11 protein-coding genes and 1 pseudogene are annotated in these 17,875 nt (G+C 55.4%); 5 read left to right on the forward strand and 7 right to left on the reverse strand.

The window, feature by feature from the left end; all coding sequences use genetic code 11:
* The first annotated feature begins 129 nt into the window (after positions 1–129).
* The 4 genes from H1204_RS35730 (at position 130) to H1204_RS35745 (ending at position 5,378) form a co-directional block, all read left to right on the forward strand.
* Complete coding sequence (locus H1204_RS35730) at positions 130–1,086, forward strand: AraC family transcriptional regulator (RefSeq protein ID WP_180733441.1); 957 nt, start codon at positions 130–132, stop codon at positions 1,084–1,086.
* A gap of 903 nt (positions 1,087–1,989) precedes the next feature.
* Positions 1,990–2,496 carry a DUF417 family protein gene (locus H1204_RS35735; RefSeq protein ID WP_180733442.1) on the forward strand — a complete coding sequence of 169 codons (507 nt, stop codon included), beginning with the start codon at positions 1,990–1,992 and terminating at the stop codon, positions 2,494–2,496.
* A 725-nt stretch (positions 2,497–3,221) separates the two neighbouring features.
* Positions 3,222–3,731 carry an acyloxyacyl hydrolase gene (locus tag H1204_RS35740; RefSeq protein WP_180733443.1) on the forward strand — a complete coding sequence of 170 codons (510 nt, stop codon included), beginning with the start codon at positions 3,222–3,224 and terminating at the stop codon, positions 3,729–3,731.
* Positions 3,732–4,493: 762 nt separating this feature from the next.
* The gene (locus H1204_RS35745; RefSeq protein ID WP_346015776.1) at positions 4,494–5,378 is read left to right on the forward strand and encodes an AraC family transcriptional regulator; all 885 of its coding nucleotides are present in this window, start codon (positions 4,494–4,496) and stop codon (positions 5,376–5,378) included.
* Between the two features lie 518 nt (positions 5,379–5,896).
* Here H1204_RS35745 and H1204_RS35750 read toward each other — a convergent pair.
* The gene (locus H1204_RS35750; RefSeq protein WP_180733445.1) at positions 5,897–6,223 is read right to left on the reverse strand and encodes a hypothetical protein; all 327 of its coding nucleotides are present in this window, start codon (positions 6,221–6,223) and stop codon (positions 5,897–5,899) included.
* Between the two features lie 1,055 nt (positions 6,224–7,278).
* Positions 7,279–7,803, reverse strand: a complete 525-nt coding sequence (argS, locus tag H1204_RS35755; protein ID WP_180733446.1) for an arginine--tRNA ligase — start codon at positions 7,801–7,803, stop codon at positions 7,279–7,281.
* A 1,315-nt stretch (positions 7,804–9,118) separates the two neighbouring features.
* Between argS and H1204_RS35760 the strand changes: the two genes are divergently transcribed.
* Positions 9,119–9,847: a response regulator transcription factor gene (locus H1204_RS35760; RefSeq protein WP_180733447.1), complete on the forward strand. Its 729-nt coding sequence runs from the start codon at positions 9,119–9,121 to the stop codon at positions 9,845–9,847.
* Between the two features lie 426 nt (positions 9,848–10,273).
* Here the strand turns inward: H1204_RS35760 and H1204_RS35765 are convergent.
* From H1204_RS35765 to H1204_RS35785, 5 genes and pseudogenes are all read right to left on the reverse strand, one after another.
* Positions 10,274–11,775, reverse strand: a pseudogene (locus tag H1204_RS35765) (efflux transporter outer membrane subunit).
* 34 nt (positions 11,776–11,809) lie between these two features.
* Positions 11,810–14,965 carry an efflux RND transporter permease subunit gene (locus tag H1204_RS35770; protein ID WP_180733448.1) on the reverse strand — a complete coding sequence of 1,052 codons (3,156 nt, stop codon included), beginning with the start codon at positions 14,963–14,965 and terminating at the stop codon, positions 11,810–11,812.
* A gap of 16 nt (positions 14,966–14,981) precedes the next feature.
* Positions 14,982–16,211, reverse strand: a complete 1,230-nt coding sequence (locus tag H1204_RS35775; RefSeq protein WP_180733449.1) for an efflux RND transporter periplasmic adaptor subunit — start codon at positions 16,209–16,211, stop codon at positions 14,982–14,984.
* A 524-nt stretch (positions 16,212–16,735) separates the two neighbouring features.
* Positions 16,736–17,374: an NAD(P)H-dependent oxidoreductase gene (locus tag H1204_RS35780; protein ID WP_180733450.1), complete on the reverse strand. Its 639-nt coding sequence runs from the start codon at positions 17,372–17,374 to the stop codon at positions 16,736–16,738.
* Complete coding sequence (locus H1204_RS35785) at positions 17,374–17,808, reverse strand: GNAT family N-acetyltransferase (RefSeq protein WP_180733451.1); 435 nt, start codon at positions 17,806–17,808, stop codon at positions 17,374–17,376. Before H1204_RS35785 ends, H1204_RS35780 begins: the two co-directional genes overlap by 1 nt.
* Positions 17,809–17,875 lie beyond the last annotated feature (67 nt).

Genomic DNA, 17,875 nt, shown 5'->3' on the forward strand with positions numbered 1-17,875 from the left:
GTCCGTCTCGAGGACGCGCTCGCCGCACTCCGCCACGGGTCCGATCAATTCAGTGACCGGCCGGCCTGGTGCGTACAAGGGAGCGGATTCACCGTGAGACGCTAGATCGTCTCAAGTTCCGGAGGTCCTATGTCGCAAGTTGACTGGCTGAGCCATCTCGTGCAAATGATCACCGTTTCTGGGCAGTTGGAGATCCGCTGCACTTACGGTGCGCCATGGCGGGTGACCTGGACCAAGTCTGCGGCACACGAAATTCCTTACCACGTCGTACTCAAGGGTCGGGCCATTATTGAGGATCCCGAGGCGGGAACGACCAGGGAACTGGTGTGCGGAGATATCGTGCTGTTGACGCGCGGCTCGGCGCACGTGCTTCACGACGGCAGCGGGCATGCTTCGGGTCCCACCTACAATCGCCGGGCTTCCGCGGGATGGACGCTCAGCGAGAATGATGGCGAGGGCGAGCATCTGGACATGTTATGTGGCCGGTTTTTCATCGCACCGCCTCATGATCGCCTGATCCGCGATTACCTTCCCACGAATCTGGTAGTACAGGCTGCGGCCAGACAGGGCGAACAGGCGTACGTATCCGCATCGAACCATCTAGCCAATCTCGTGGCGCTGATGCGCGAAGAATCTGCCGGTGACAAACCGGGCGGGTTCGCCATCCTCGACGCCCTGTCATCAGCACTGTTCACAATGGTGCTGCGCGCGGCGAGCGAATCCGAGCAAGCACCAGCAGGCTTGCTCGCGCTTGCTGGTCATCCCCGATTCGCTCTCGCCATTTCAGCCATGTTCACCGATCCGGCACGGCCGTGGAACCTGCCTGATCTGGCCGACCTGTGCGGTATGTCACGCGCAACCTTCATGCGGCATTCTCAAAACAAGCTGGGCCGCTCCGCTATTGAACTGCTGACCGATATCCGGATGAGCCGGGCCGCAAATGATTTGAAGAAGCCGGCGATGACCACCGAGGCCGTGGCAGACGCAGTAGGGTATCGATCCGTGGCAGCATTCCGGCGCGCCTTCACCGACAACATGGGGATGACACCGGGGCAATGGCGGCGCCTGGCGACCGAAGGCGAGTAACGCGCTTCGTTTTGAACGATGCATCGGACAACGGAGACCGCGGTGGGTTGCCGCGCCATGATTAGGGAACTCACTCGTGCCGGGCTTTATGACTGATGTGCGCGCCAAACTGCATTGCCAATAGCGTCCATGGCAGACCTGCGTCGTATCGCATGACACTGTCGTCCGATACGACGCGACGGAACAGAAGTGGTCCCTTTTTAACAGACGAAGTCAGCCATTTTGCAGAAACCATCGAGGCGGCTGCTATGCGCCAAAGTCGCTCGCCTTATGCGCGAGCGGGCGCCTCTGGATGTCGTTGAGATACGCGCACGGGTCGCGCCTGTAGAGTTGCGCCAACGAATCACGCTCATGATCTGCCGCGCCATCCCGTCCGGCTCGCAGCGTGCATCGCGACCAGCCCGTCGACCCGGAAGATTGCACATAGACGAATCTGGTTTCGATCTTAGTGTTTTGCGCATGGGAACGCTCTCGTTATCGAGATAGCGCGAAAGCGCTTACTCGCGCATGATGTGTGTTTCCTCGCTTCCCGGATACCGGAGCCTTTGAACAAGAGCTTGTGGCGCACAATCACCCATTGCGCAATGGTGACACAAAGCGGCGCGTCCCGTGGCCGGCAACGCCCAGTAGTCGATGCCGCGCAGATTCCGAATTACGGCACGCGACGGTAGCGTGCTAATCGGGATTAAACACATACCGCTGAACCACCGTGATCACATATTCGTCGAGAGATGCTCTGCCTCGCCTGACACGGTACGCAGATTTATGCCGATGGTCCTCTTCTCTAGTTTGATCCTTTCTAGCATTTTGTTGAGGAAATTTGGTCTCAAAATCGGTATCGGGTAGGCCTACAGTAAAGGCTCTGAATCACCTGCCACGTACAACCTGAATAGGGTACCGAAAATGATCACCCGCACAAATCAGTTTCGTCCACAAATCGCCGAAAAGAGCGTCGGTTTACACTCTCATTTAGCCTTGCTCAGATGGGCGCTGGTGGTCATCTTTCTTTGGTTCGGTGGTATGAAATTCACCACTTACGAAGCCCACGGCATCGCACCGTTCATCATCAACAGCCCCGTCATGAGCTGGTTAAACATCCTATTTAGTGTACAAGGTGCAAGCTACGTGATACGTGTACTTGAGCTGTCGACCGCAGGCGCCCTAATCCTGGGAGCCTTCCGGCCTATTTTCTCCATATTAGGCGCAGCGATGTCAGCCGCGACCTATTTGATCACACTCATCTTCTTCTTGAGCACGCCTGGAGTCGCAGAAGCAACAGCGGGAGGATTTCCGGCCATTTCAGCCATGCCCGGCCAGTTTCTTCTTAAAGATCTTGTTCTGATAGCTGCATCCCTTTCTCTTCTACTAGCGTCTGTCCGGGGTTCGAAATCCGACGCACAGTGGTCGTGAAGTGATAGACGTCTCCCCAAACCTCTGCCAACGGTTGCCACGCCAGTCGCGGCAACGACGACGGGGCTCCGAACTGTTCCGTCTTTTCATGACATCCACATCCCGACATTCAGGCGCATCCGTCAGAAACTGCTGGTCCGAGTCGAACCTCTCATCGCCTCCGCTGAAGGACGCATGAGCGGTATCGAACATGTACTGGAGCTACATCGGGAACCGAATACAGACCACGTCGAACACGGATTGCGTCATCCGTGTCCTGAGCGGAATCAAGACGAACGAGTGTCGAGGGCCGCCCGATATCCGCCACCTCGACTCCATTTTCTCAGCCCGCTAGCAATGTGTCGCATACCTGTCACTCCTTGCCTGAATCGTTTTCGAGCCAGATCTCCCGCGTGTTCCAAGATGAAAAATCTCTTGCCTGACTATGCCAGGAAATCCACTTAACGGTGAATTTTCTATACGCATGTATAGTCGCGCCAACTTTCCAGGACGACGCGTACCCGGGTACACTTGCCCTCCCATAGTCAGCTACAAACAGCTACGTTTCGTCGATATGCGCGTCGGAATCCTTGGCATCCTGTTCGGTTCCACGTAAGGCCAATCTATAACCAGATCGAGAACAAGTGAAGATTTTAAAAAGACTTCTCCGGCATCCAACTGTTCGACCCTTCTCTGGCGTAACGTCTCGTTCACTTATATGCACCGCATCCTTAATAGCAGTCTCGATGGCTGCACCTGACGTTGCCTCTGCTCATCAGATCGGAGTACAGATCGCCGGCGGCATCGCGAATAGTCACGACGTGCATGAGAACAAGGTAGATCTCGGCGTTGTTTGGGATCCACAATTGTCGTGGTGGGAAATAGGCGGTTGGCACTTCACTGCCGTATTCGAAGGGCATGTTGCTTACTGGCATTCGGGCAAGGCTGATGTGCATGACAACATTCTTGAATATGGCGTAACGCCGGTCTTCCGTTTCATCAAGAGTAGCGGAGCGGTTCGCCCTTTCGTCGAGGCGGGAGTTGGCGTTCGATTCCTTTCACATCCCTCAATTTCGAGCCACTACACAATGTCCAGCGCTTTTCAATTCGCCGACATGGTAGGAGTAGGAGCCAGCTTTGGTGCCCGCCAACAGTATGAAGCCGGGTTTCGCTTCCAGCATCTATCGAACGCCAGCATCAAGGAACCGAATCCTGGCATTGACTTCGAGCAGCTATACATTCAATACAATTTCTGACAGCTCAAATCACAGGAGCACCACCTCAAATATATGTGTGAGCGCGAGAATCGGGGGCATGATGCGCGCCTCACATGGGAACGTAGATAACCGCCTTGGTACTTGTCGAACGGGGGAGGACGTTAACTTGAGCCGTGCTGGCCGCATGCAATTTTGATGCGCTGTGCGTCGCGGCTTCCCCGCGCGTTGTGCCTTAACGTGCAGACGGTCAGCGTCAATTTCGTCCAATTGCGCGCGCCGCCTCGTGGGTAGCCGTTCGACCAGGAGCACGCATTTGATCAGGTCTTTGCGAACCACCTTGAGAATCACACGTGTGCGGTCAATCAGACCCTGCGCCTCAACAACCACCGCATTGAACATACGCACGGAGAGGCGGCGTTCACGGCGGAAGGCTGTCTTGTGAGACTTCGCCTTGCCGCAGTTGGCAGCGATACGCTGCATACAGCTTGCCGCCAGAGTTGAGGTAAAATGAAACACCTATTTCGTGATCCAACTTGGGTCCGGGCAAAAGCTGGAGTGCTCCAAGGAGGGTCGATTCAAGACTGCATCGCACGATGCGCACGGCGCCTACGTAGCCACCAAGGTCTGTACCACCCGACCGTACCGGGCTGTGGCGGCGTTTGAACTCGAGTGGTCACCGAAGCGCTCGTGCGATAAGAGAACCTACGCACCCGAAGGATCAGATTAATCTTGGCGACACGAGCCACACCTTCTGTCTCTCAAAACGACCTGAACGGCCTAATCACTCTCCTCGACGTCCAGGTGATCGGACTTTCGGAGTGCCTCGTTAGTCCCGGTTTCAAACTTGTCATCGACGGTCATAGTGCCCCCGGCCTTCATTACATTATCGCCGGTTCAGGTAAGATCCATGTAAGGGACGAACTGTCCATGGAGTTGAAGCCACACACGCTAATAATTGCTCCACCCAAGTGTCCCCTGGAAATTGAAGTGCCCGTTCCCGATGACTCGAACGCGATGATTACGAGAGTCCTCGCTCGGACGGAGTACGCGCAAATGGTCGACTCCATATATCGATTCAATGCGGGCGAATCCGAGCCGAAGACAATAATGATTTGTGGTCACTTTCAAGCACTGTATGGCTCGTCACTCGATCTGTTCGGTACGCTTTCCAGCCCAATCATTGAGCATTTCGACCCCGACGACCATCTAGAGTCTCGATTGAAGGCGATGCTCGATGAATTGATGGCGCAAGAAATCGGCGCAGGTGCAATGGCGGCCGCGTTATTGAAACAGGTCATCGTAGCTTTGCTACGCCGCTCGCTCAAATCGAACGACCTCTGGGAAGCGCGTTTTTCCATACTCAGTGACCCCAAAGTTGCGCGAGCCTTCGCTGAAATGGTCGCGGACCCCGGTGCGAATCACACGATTAGAAGCCTCGCCGATACGGCGAACATGAGTCGGTCAACTTTCATGGCACGTTTTACCAATGCCATCGGACGCGCTCCAATGCAACTTTTGCGCGATCTCCGGATGAAACAGGCAGCCTCACAGCTTGGCATGGGCAGTTACACCATCGATCAGGTTGCGCGCAACTGCGGTTATGCGAGCCGTGCGGGTTTTGCACGTGCATTCAAAGATATCTATGGGGCAGAACCCCGCGACTATAGAGAAGTGAAGCGCACTTGATGTTTCCACTCGCGAGTGCAAGGTACACTGCCATCACGAAGTTTGAGGAAATACGTTCTCTGCGCTCACTGCTGTATCGCTTATTCAGCAACTATCGGTGCATGGATGTAATCAGAAACATCCGGAATTGCGATCATCGCTCACGGTACATGCATTATGTATCAGGAGAGATCGCCCGCTGCTTTTCGATCTCCGGAGGTGAGACAACGCAGTTCGAAACATAGGTTTGAGCCCTCAGCAGAGCACGACTCCTCCCACACGTGCCCTCCGTGAGCCTCGATGATTGATCGGCAAACAGATAACCCCATCCCCATTTTGTCGGTCAGCGCTGTCGAAAGTGGCTAAAAAACATGCGTGAAGTGTGTTTTATCCAGTGAACTACCGTTATCTTTTACCGTAACTCGTATGAGATTTTCACTAACTCGCTCGGACGAAATCTGCAAGGCTCTTGTCGGACCGGACACAGATGTCATTGCGCTCATAGCACGAAACACCAAATTAAGCAGGACCTGCTGGACTCACGCCTTGTCAGCGCATACCGACATCCCGCGTAGTTGCAAGTTAGTCGAGAGTGCGACACCGTGCGACGCCAAGTTATGCCTTGACAAGGCCAGAACCTCCCCGATCGCAGCATCAAGATCAATACTCGACATCGTGACGGGTGATGTCCGAGCAATCGCTTTTAGGCTGGCAGCGATCTCACCAGCCTCGACCGCCGCTTCGATCAATCCATAGGCTGCGTCTCGTACCTCTTGTAAGTCCGGTTCCACCCGCTCAAGCCAACGACGCATCGCTCCTGCGTAGTTAGCGATTACACCCAATGGCTGATTGATCGCGTGTACCACGGATCCAGCCAACTCCCCAATTGCAGACGAGCGCGATGCGCTCTCCAGCGCTGCCTGAGTCGCATATAGCGACGTCCCTGCACGTACTTCTTTCGTAACGTCAGTAAGCGTCCCCAGAAAAGCACGTCTGCCCTTTCAGCTACTGACGGATCGGCCGGCGACCTGAACAACGCACAAATTGGACTGACCATCCTGTGCCCGCGTTTCTGTGTGATCACAAATAAATAGCTGAAAAAACGCCCGCCAATGGGAGGGCATTGGCGGGCATTCCAGGGGCTCTATGGCATGAGCTTACTGTCAGGGATGAAGGGCCCAACAGTGGCCCTGAGAGTAATATCCGTTCCGGGTAAGGTCAAGCGGCATAGGTCGTTATAGCGTAACGGGACCATAGTAGTCGTGCGTCGTTAATACACGTTGCCATGAATGAAGAACACAAATCGGCTTTTCACAATAAACGATTGCCCCAACCAGGTCTACGCTGCAACGCGGCACCATTCTGCGCGGACCATCCGCAACAACGTGCTGCACAAGTTTTGCGCGGCGCTAGTGAAGCAATGCGGCGCCAAATTTGTCGACAACGTGAACACTTCGGCGCTCGCAGGGAACCGACAGCAAAATCCGTGTTTGATGCGGACTGGAGCTCATCCCGGACCGTGCTCCGTCACAAAGGCAATCACGCCAACGCGCCGTTCGCACAGGGCATCGCGGACTATTTGATCCGGACCTGCCTTTCCGTGCCATACGCGGGGGCACAAGGCAAAGGGCGTGCGGCACGCCATGTCCCACATGCTAGACGCGGCGCCTTGCTCCCGCCGTCCCTTACCTCGTCTCACGCACGTCGATTCCCAACAATTCGAGCCCTTTGCATAGGGTGTCGGCTGCAAACCGGCACAAGGTTAGCCGAATGCTTTTTGACATCATCATTCGACGTAAGCACCGGACAGGCTTCATAGAATCGCATTAGTGAACTTGTGAGTTCGTAAAGGTATGCGCGGCGAGCTGTCTCACGCAGCCGCATGCACCGCATCAGCAAACCTGACCAAGTGTAGCGCCAGTCACCGTTCCCATCTTTCAGACAGGCGAAATGGCGAAGCATTGTTCCATTCACCTGCGCGACGCAGGACACTTCGCGTCCTCGAATAGGCGTACTGGAGATACGGCCCCGTGTTGCCGTCAAGATACAGAATTATCACCCATTCGGATGAGTAACCGGCGCATCTGTTTTTGACCAAATCAAAATATTTCACCGCGCCGAACCCTACGGTTTTAGCAATAGCACGCCGTTCTCGTTCGTCCATTTCTGGGTTCTTATGAGCGACAACATCGCACGCTCGACGCGTCGCTTCCGAGAACAGTTCCGATAGCTTGACGTTGCCGCCACTGCAGGTCTTTCGGGGTTTCCCGTTACCACCCAGCACTACCCCAAACCCCACATGCTCTGTACGCACCTCGGGTGCGACATAGCCGGCGTGATGCGCGACCGAAAAACGGTTCGCAAAGTGTGACTTCTGCCGTGCATCTACGACGTATATCACTCGGTGGGCCTTCAGATCTTTAAGTCGATATCGAATAGCGGCCAAATCTGTCGTCGAGTACAGGCATCCAGACTGCGTTACCGAGTAACGCGAAGCTTAATCAATGCGACCTGAGATACCGATCCGGCCGGACCGAGCGCATACCTGCGCCTCGGACTTGCCAGGACTGATTCGGTTTCAGGCAACTGACTCGTCCTCACCACTGTCGGCGACTCCTGTCATCCCAGGTAACTCGGCATTCGTTCAGCCGATTGCTACGCGAAATCCGCCGTCTCGGCGATCGAAACCTCGGCGCCTGCGACCTGGCTTACCATCAGTGCCTCAGACCGAATCAAGCTTCGACGGAATCAAAACGACGGCCGCACCACTGATAACGAGTAGCGACCCAACTCCACTCCAGTTATCCGATGCGGCGGCACCACAGTCGGTTTTGAACCGGATTTCGCTGTCCGTGTCCGCTCGTCGGAGCCGGAGTATCCATACATCATCTTTTCCTGCGTTAGTTGGGCTCTAACGTCCTCATTGACCGTTAGGGGCGTCGATTGCGCGAACGATGGGGCAGTCGACAGGGCGATAGCGGATGCGACGAAAAGCCTGAGCCATTTTCATGATTTTCCTCCGGGAAGTGTCCTTCGCGTGATGTCTTGGATGTCCGATGGAATCAGTGTAGAGCGATGCGTTCCTGAAGGTTGGTACCACCAAAACAATTCATTGTTGTCGGTTTGCGCACCCGTGAACCATCCGGATATCAGCCGAGGCACGATTACTTGGGTCCTCTGCCTACCGGGCTCAACGCGGTATTTGTGACACGGTTCGAACTTCTATCACGCGTCGTTACTATGTAACGGTGAATAGCCATTCGAGTCACAATTACAGAAAATTATCCGCTGTTATTAACCACAACTAGCACTGCCTGACGCGATACACCGTTGAGGCAACACACGAGACGAGTCATAAACGTGAAATCGCGGTTGCCAAACGAGACAAAACACCGCATTCTTAGAACCTTTGAATCTTCGCTTTATCCCTGCTTCCTCTAGTTTGATTAAGCCGCACATCCCGGCTCAATTACGCCACCCGTGACACACAACGGTGAGGATTTCTTCGAGCGTGCCTTCGTCTACCGGCCAGTACGCTCGCATCAATTGGAACTGGGTACGCCCCAAGCAATCGAATGCCTCCGATATAGCATTCGGATGGAATAGATAAATTACATATGCGTTTGGCGCAACCGCTCCAAGCCGAGATAGGGCGAGTGAATTCCTCGAAACGAACGCCGCAAGATAAGAAGAGCGACAAAGACCAATGACGGGGGATATCGGCACTCTTGAAAAGAGGCCGCGATGTACTCGGAGTACACATGCGAATTGCTTTTTTCACTTTCAGGGACACGCTGTTCAACGAGGTCAGTCAAGGATTTGAACAGAACGGAATTTCCTGCACGCGTTTCACCGACGAGCGTTCGATGTTCCGCTTTCTCCAACATAACGCGACGGCTCTCATTATCTTCGATGCGACGCAAAGCCAGCTGCCGGCGCTCGCGGCGATCAGATGGCGCACGTGTCATTTCCGCGCTGATCTGCCAATGATGATGATCGGCCGTTCGTGGAATTGCCAGGCCGTAATTGAAGCACTGGATGCCGGGGTCGATGAAATCGCCCTCGACACGGCTGGCGTCGATGAGATTATGGCGCGGACGCGGCGCCTCATCGTGCGCCGTCACCGCTCGCAGGTCATAGAACGGCTGACGGTGGCCGGATACACGATCGACCGGACGGCCCGCACCGTGAGGTTCCGCGACCGCTGTGTCTCGTTGACCGCGCGAGAACTGAGCCTCGCGTGGCTGCTATTCATGAGCCCGGGAAAGTTAATGAGCCGCGAGCAGCTTGCGGCCGCCGTCTGGGGCAAGGGCGCGGAGCTGGCGGGCAGGTCCCTCGAGCAGCACATTTACAAGCTTCGCTCAAAGCTTGCGCTCGACGATCGAAGTGGGCCCCGGCTGCAAACCGTCTATGGCCTTGGTTATCTCTTCATGGCGAAGTCGCATATCGTCAATGAATATTCTGACCCACTTGCTTCAATAGCCGCCTGATCGATACGGGCGGACCACACTCCCGATCGGCACGGCTTCCCGATAGGCTCGAAGCCGAGCAAAAGTATGTCAAGACCTCCGCCCGCCGACGTCGGGTACGTCGACACGACGTCGTGCCGTCATCCGATAGTGGGCCCCCACGATATCGGAGGGTGGCACGAATCCACCAGGCGCTTCGGCGGTTGGCCGCCGTTTCGTGGCCGATTCATGGTAAGGGTCCTCGGCGGGGCTGTGACTTAATGCGTCACGAACTCACGAGATCTCATGACGCACAGACGAACGGCCATGCCGGTGCACAAATCGACGGGCCAGCAAACGGTTCCTCCCAGCGGCAACGGATACGGTCGGTCACCGCAGCGAGAAAAGGCAAGCTATTGCGACAAAACCTTGGCGCCGATAGATGGCTGCCCTTCATCGGCCCGCAGTTCAACCTGCATGCGAGGTTACATGCACATAGCCCGCAGTAGCATCCGGCGCTAGTGGCTCGTCACCAGAGTGCTCTAACCAGCCCCCACCAAGAGCTCGATACAGGTCAACAATGCTCGTCCATCGCGCGAGTCGAGTAACTACCAACTGTTGCTCTGACGAATAAAGATCGTTCTGGGCGGTCAGCACCGACAGATAACTATCGGCGCCGCTTCGATATCGTGCGTACGCTAGATCAAAGCGGCGCTGCTGCGCGTCCTGGTCGCGCCGAAGGGCCGCGATCTCGTGGTCGTATGTCCCGCGCGCAGCAAGGCCATCCGCGACCTCACGGAATGCTGACTGGATTGCTTTCTCGTAGTTCGCAATCTCTATCTGTTTGAGAACTTTTGCTCGATCCAGGTTCGCGATATTCGCCCCCCCTCGAAGATCGGCAAGGCCACCTGCGGAGCGAAGCTCCAAGCTGCCGATCCGGCCTTGAAAAGGTCCCCCAATGTCGGACTCGCCGTACCGAAAGCTCCGGTGAGAGAAATTCTGGGGAAGAACGCGGCCCGCGCCGCTCCAATGTTCGCGTTGGCTGCAATCAGTTGCTCTTCGGCCGCCATGATGTCGGGGCGACGTGAAAGTAAATCTGACGGCAACCCCGCCGGAACATCTGCGAGCAGACTCTGTGCGTCGAGCGACAACCCGTGCGGCAGATCGTCCGGCAACGGTTCACCAATTAGAAGCACGAGCGCGTTCTCGGCTTGTGCCCTCACACGGGCTTGCGCTTCGAGATTTGCCCGCGCATGCTCTACGACGCCCTGCGCCTCTCTCAGGCTAAGTTCAGAGCCAACGCCAGTCTCGAACTGAAGCTTCGTCAAGTCATAGGAGGCTTGCGCTGTCGAAAGCGTATTCTTCGTGACGGTCAGAATATCGTCGTACGCAAGCAACGTTAGGTACTCGTCTGCAACCTGTGCCACAAGCGCAATCTGAACCGATTTTCTCGCCTGTGCCGTTGCGAGATATTGCGCGAGTGCTGCACCGCTCAAACTCCGAATACGTCCCCAGAAATCGATTTCCCAAGACGTGTTCAAGCCCACCGTGTAGTCCCTCGAAACGGTTTGTCCGGAAACTGACAGATCCTTGGGCGTCCGTTGTAGGTTTGCCCCCGCCGAAGCATCAATCGCAGGGAAGGCGGCGGCTCGAGTGATGCGGTACCGCTCGCGATCGGCGTCCACATTGAGAACCGCCACGCGTAAATCGCGACTATTACTGAGAGCGATTTCCACAAGCTTCTGCAGCCTTGGATCGACAAAGAATTCACGCCATCCAATATCGGCCGCAGCGTGGTCGTTCGCACTGCGGTCCCCAGCGCCGCGAGCCGGTTGTATCGCATACACTCCGTCTGTTGGATACGTGTTTGAGATCGGCGAGGCAGGACGCTGATACTCAGGGATCATTGTGCAGCCTGCCGCCATAAGCGTTCCCGCTACGATGGTTAGAACAAAAGGTCTCATAGACATTCTCGATGATTTCGTCGTCACTAGGCGCAGGCGCTTACTGCTCGTGCTCCTCTACCGGGCTCATGGCCTCACCAACGCCACCACTCTTACGATCGAACATCGTCCGCACCTTTACGTAGAACATTGGAATCAGGAAGACCGCCAGGAATGTCGCCGTCAGCATCCCACCTATCACTCCCGTCCCGATTGCATGCTGACTAGCGGACCCAGCGCCATTACTGACAGCAAGCGGAAATACCCCAAAGATGAACGCGAGGGACGTCATGATGATCGGGCGCAGTCGCAGGCGCGCCGCCTCAAGCGCTGCATCGACCGGCCCCATCCCCTGCCTATCCTGCAGTTCACGCGCGAATTCGACAATGAGGATCGCATTCTTTGCTGACAGCCCGACGGTTGTCAAAAGACCGACCTGAAAGAAGACATCATTCTCAAGGCCTCGGAGTGTCGTCGCGAGCAAAGCGCCGATCACTCCGACCGGCACGACCATAACCACGGAGAACGGAATCGACCAGCTCTCGTATAGCGCCGCAAGACAAAGGAACACAACGAGAATCGACGTGCCGTAGATGATCGGAGCTTTCGAGCCAGATTGAACTTCCTGGAACGACAATCCAGTCCACGAATGACCGATACCTGCCGGCAATTTTTTCGCGAGCGCTTCCATTTCTGCCGTAGCCTGTCCGGTACTCTTTCCAGGCGCAGCTTGGCCCAAAATCTCGACAGACGACACACCGTTGTAGCGTTCAAGCTTTGGAGAGCCGTATGCCCACCGGCTGTCAGCAAAAGTGCTGAACGGCACCATCGTCCCAGCGTCGTTACGTACATACCATCGGCTCAGGTCTTCTGGCATCCTTCTGAACGGCGCATCAGCCTGCACGTAGACCCGCTTGATCCGACCGTCCGCGTCGAGAAAATTGTTCACATATTGAGATGCCCACGCGATAGACAAGGATTGGTCGATCGCGGACGGCGACACACCAAGCGCTTGGGCTTTCTCCCGATCGATATTAACTTGATACGTGGACGTGTCGTTGAGGCCATTAGGGCGTACTAGCGAAAGTATCGGATCCTCGGAAGCCATCCGTAACAGTTCATTTCGCGCATCCATCAGGGCCTCGTGTCCAACACCAGCGTTATCCGTCAATTCAAAGTCGAATCCCGACGCCGTACCCAATTCACGGATCGCAGGAGGGTTAAAGGGAATGACTTTCGCATCCTTGTATTTCGCGTAGTGCGCAGCCACGCGTCGAATCAACATATGAACGCTTTGATCCGTGCGCCGACGCTGTTCGAAATCTTTCAGCTTCACGAACGCAAGTCCCGCGTTTTGAGCCCGGCCGGCAAAGCTGAACCCATTCATCGTAAATACGGAATCGACCACGTCCTTCTCGCTGGTCAGCAAGTAGTCGTTGATATCTGAAAGCGTGCTTCCAGTTATTTCCTTCGTCGAACCAGGCGGCGTTTGCACGATGACGAACATGTACCCCTGGTCCTCGTCTGGAAGGAACGACTTCGGCAACTGTATGAAAAGTAACGCAACACCAGCGATAACCGCCAGGTAGATCAGTATCCAGCGCCCCGAGCGTCGGATGACGTGATGCACACCGCCTTGGTACTTGACGCGACTAAGATCGAACATCCGGTTGAACCAGCCGAAGAATCCTCCCTTTTCGGTCTCGTGATCGCGTGGAATCGGCTTTAAGATCGTCGCGCAAAGTGCCGGAGTCAAGATCAGCGCGACGAGTACCGACAAGACCATTGCCGAGACAATAGTCACAGAAAACTCTCTATAGATCGCGCCGACAGATCCACCCGAGAGCGCAACCGGAACAAACACAGCCGACAAGACCAGTGCGACACCAATCAGCGCGCCTGTGATCTGCCCCATTGCCTTGCGAGTTGCCTCCCGTGGTGAAAGCCCCTCTTCCATCATCACGCGTTCTACGTTCTCAACAACCACGATTGCATCGTCGACAAGCAGGCCGATCGCAAGCACAAGTCCAAACATCGACAGCACGTTGATCGAAAAACCGAGCACGTTCGCGATGCCAAGCGTACCGAGCAACACTACAGGTACGGCAATTGTCGGGATCAACGTTGCTCGCAGGTTCTGCATGAACAGATACATCACCAGGAATACCAGCACTATCCCTTCGAGCAGTGTCTTGACGACTTCCTCGATGGATTTATGCACAAACGGCGAACTGTCATACGGGTAATGGACCGCAAGTCCGTGCGGAAACGAGGTTGACAGTTCCTTCACCTTCGCTTGAATTGCGCTGACCGTCTGCAGTGCGTTGGCACCCGGCGCAAGCTGGATTCCGAAGCCGGCCGCAGGTTGCCCCTTGAACTTGGTATCGAAACTGTACGTCTCGGCGCCCAGCTCAACTCTAGCCACATCTTTCAAACGTACCTGTGACCCGTCCTGATTGACTCTCAACAGAATGTCGCCGAACTGCTCCGGTGTTCGGAGAAGTGTGGCTGCGGTAATGGTCGCCTGCATTACCGTGTTTCCTACAGCTGGCGTGCCACCAATCTGTCCGGCCGCAATCTGTACGTTTTGATTCGAGATCGCATGCGTAACGTCTAATGGTGTAAGCGAATAGTTGGTCAGCTTTGAGGGATCGAGCCAGATCCGCATCGCGTACTGGGACCCCAGCAGACGCGTCTGACCGACACCGTTGATACGGCTAATAGGGTCAAGAACATGTGACGCGACGTAATCCGTCAAGTCGACATAAGACATGCTCCCATCATCTGATGTGAACGCAATCCATAACAGGTAGCTGCTAGTTGATTTCGTGACCTGCAAGCCCAGCTGCTGCACGGCCTGAGGCAGAAGCGGTGTCGCAAGGGATAACTTGTTCTGCACCTGGACCTGCGCGATGTCCGGATTTGTGCCCGGCGCGAACGTAATCGTAATCGTTGAGCCCCCGGAGTCATCGCTGTTCGACGACATGTACAGCAGGTGATCAAGACCGCTCATTTGCTGCTCGACGACCTGGGTCACCGTACTTTCGACGGTTTTTGCGGAAGCACCGGGGTAATTTGCTGTGATCTGGATCGCAGGCGGAGCGATTTGCGGATACTGGGCAACCGGCAGCTCAACGATGGACGCTGCACCCGCAAGCATCAGGATAATCGCAATCACCCACGCGAAAATCGGGCGATCGATAAAGAACTTGGACAATTGACGCTACTCCTACTCAAACGCCAGAGGCTGCAGATTGTGAGGCGGGCGTGCCGGGTGACGGGCTGCGTCGGACGGCAAGTTCCGTTGAGGACCTGATTACCGCTGCCGCATTTGTCGCCGGAACTGCCTTTACCATCATGCCGGGACGCACCTTTCCTGTACCTTGAACGATCACTCGATCACCAGGCTGCAGACCACTGTCGACGAGCCAATCCGCGCCGTAAGTGCCGGCAGTGACGAGTGAGCGTATAACCACCTTGTTATCGGGGCCGACTACGAGTGCATTCACATGTCCCTTCTGGTCATGCGTGACACCAACCTGCGGTACAAGAAACGCGTGTTCATCGATACCTGTCTCCACTCGTGCCTGGACGAACATGCCAGGCAGTAGCACGCGATCGGGATTCGGAAACACCGCCCGTAACCTCACTGAACCAGTAGATTGGTCTACGGTCACATCAGAAAACTGCAAAGTGCCTTTCTGTGGGTACTCACGACCGTCTTCAAGAATCAAGGTCACCTTGGCCGCATTCGGACCGTACGTTTTTAAACGCCCTTCCTGAATGGCTCGACGAAGCTTGAGTCCGTCGAGGCTAGCTTGCGCGACATCGACGTACACGCGATCAATTTCCTGAATGGTGTCCATCAAAGTTGCCTGATTCGCCTGAACATAGGCGCCTGGCGTAACCTGCGAGACGCCGGTGCGACCTGTCACTGGCGCGATTACGTTGGTATAGCCAAGATTGATTTGCGCTGTCTCAACTTCGGCCTTTCTCGCAGCGACGTCGGCGGCAGCCACCCGCTCGGCAGAGACGGCATTCTCGTAATCCTGTTCACTAATCGCACTTGCCGCGACGAGCACCTTATCCCGCTTTGCCAAAGCACTGGCTGTAATGAGACTTGCTTCGGCCTTGGCAAGAGCGGCCTTCGCGGCATCTACCTTGGCGACATATGGAGCAGGGTCGATCTTGTATAGGCGTTGACCTGCCCTTACCTCACCCCCCTCGACAAAGTCGCGGCTAAGTACAATCCCGTCCGCCCGAGCACGCACCTGTGCCACCAGATATGCGCTAGTCCGTCCCGGCAGTTCAGTGGAGACACGTACTGCCTGTGGATTTACCGTCACGAAGCCAATCTCAGGTATCTGAGGTTTTGGAACGGATTCCTTCCTTCCGCACGCTGATAATGCAATGACAGAAGACGCAATCGCGGTTATTAGCTGAAGATGATTTCTAGTACGCATATGCAACTCGTCAGAACGAGCGTATCCTGGTTGGCGTCGCCACATAAGAGCGGCTAAAGCCGCTCAAATCGGTCGTTGTAATAGGAGCAAAGTTGGTAATGGCGCGAACGGACAGACGAATCGCGCGATGTGATTCTCAGGAAAGCCTTTAGAAGCAGAGAATGAAACGAATTTTTCTATGCACGACCCGAAGACCGCTGTTGAACAACGGATTCGGCGTCCGTTCGCGAACCAAGCTGCTATTGTGTTCGGTGAGTTGTTTTGAGACCGCCGGGAACGCGAATAATGCGTTGAAAAGATTCGGAAATACCGACCACACTCCTTACCGGAAAATTTGTTAAAAAACCTACCTAGGCGAACACTGATTCAAACTACCCATTTGAAACACCGGCCACCGGATGGACGCTTCATATTGACAAGTAGGTGGCTTGGGTGTGGTCTTCGGTATCACGTCACCTCAAGCACTGTGCTATTCAGACGTCACACCCGCCGTGGAAACCATCCGCGGTAGAAATCGAACCTTCCTAACGTCCAGTCCGTTCTGTGTTGCGCACCGACCGGAACACCCGCGATGAAAATTCAAGAGATGCGGTCAGTTTCGCGCGCGCAATCGCAATGTCGCCCGCTGTCGGGTTTTGCCCAGCAAGATAAACGAACTCGGTACTATGAATTCCGATAACAGAAAAAACATGGCGTAGATACGGCGTGAGAAAATCAGGCTGGCTCGCTCTTTCGCCAACGCATGGAGTGCTGGAGCGAACAAGAACTAGCGTCGGGCGATCTTTCAGCAACCCGATCTTCCCTCGAGTCCCTCGTTTGAACGTGCGTCCATCACGCACAACGTGATCAATCCACAACTTCAGTGCTGAAGGCACGGCGAAGTTATGCATAGGCGTGGAAATCAGCACGCAGGCACTCTGCTCCAGTTCAACAATCAACCGTTCGGAATCCAGGAAAGCATCCGACGTATGCGCCCATGACTCGACGAGACCCTGCGCGTATGCTGTTGAAAGGGCGCGCAACCCATCGGTCGCGACGTTGCGCGTCACGAGCCGGACCTCCGGGCGTCCAAACTGGAACTGTTCGATAGCGTCGCGCGCCAACTGGCCACCCAGGGAGCGCTCACGATGCGGGCTGCATTCCAACAGAAGAAACGTGCTCATCAGTCAACCGCCTCAACAAAATGCAATCCTGTTGCCACCAATCCTTGTCGGAAGTAAAAGCGCTGAGCAAATGCGTTCGACAGACCTGTATCGAGCACAAGCCCATCACAGCGCAGCCGTATAGCCTCTTCGCGTACCGCTTCAATCAGTTGTCGCCCAAGGCCTTGGCTGCGTACGCAGGCGCCTACCACCAGATCATCGATATAGACGAAGCGACCGTACAGCATGTTTTCCTGGAACCGATAACCCGCCAACGCGACAATCTGTTCTCCCTGCCATGCAGCGAGCAGACGGTAGCCCTGTTCTGACTGCCGTCGGTACTGTGCGACAAAAGCTTCCGGCCCGATTAGATTCGGGCGCAGCTCCAGCATGACGGCATAGCAGGCGATACAATCTTGATCGTTGTCGATATGACGTAAGGAGGTTAATGTCATGGCGATATCCGAGTTACCGAGTCGCCAGTTTAGAAGAACGGTGACCTACTCAATAGGCACAAGAAGT

It is taken from the genome of Paraburkholderia sp. PGU19, assembly GCF_013426915.1.
GTDB lineage: Bacteria > Pseudomonadota > Gammaproteobacteria > Burkholderiales > Burkholderiaceae > Paraburkholderia.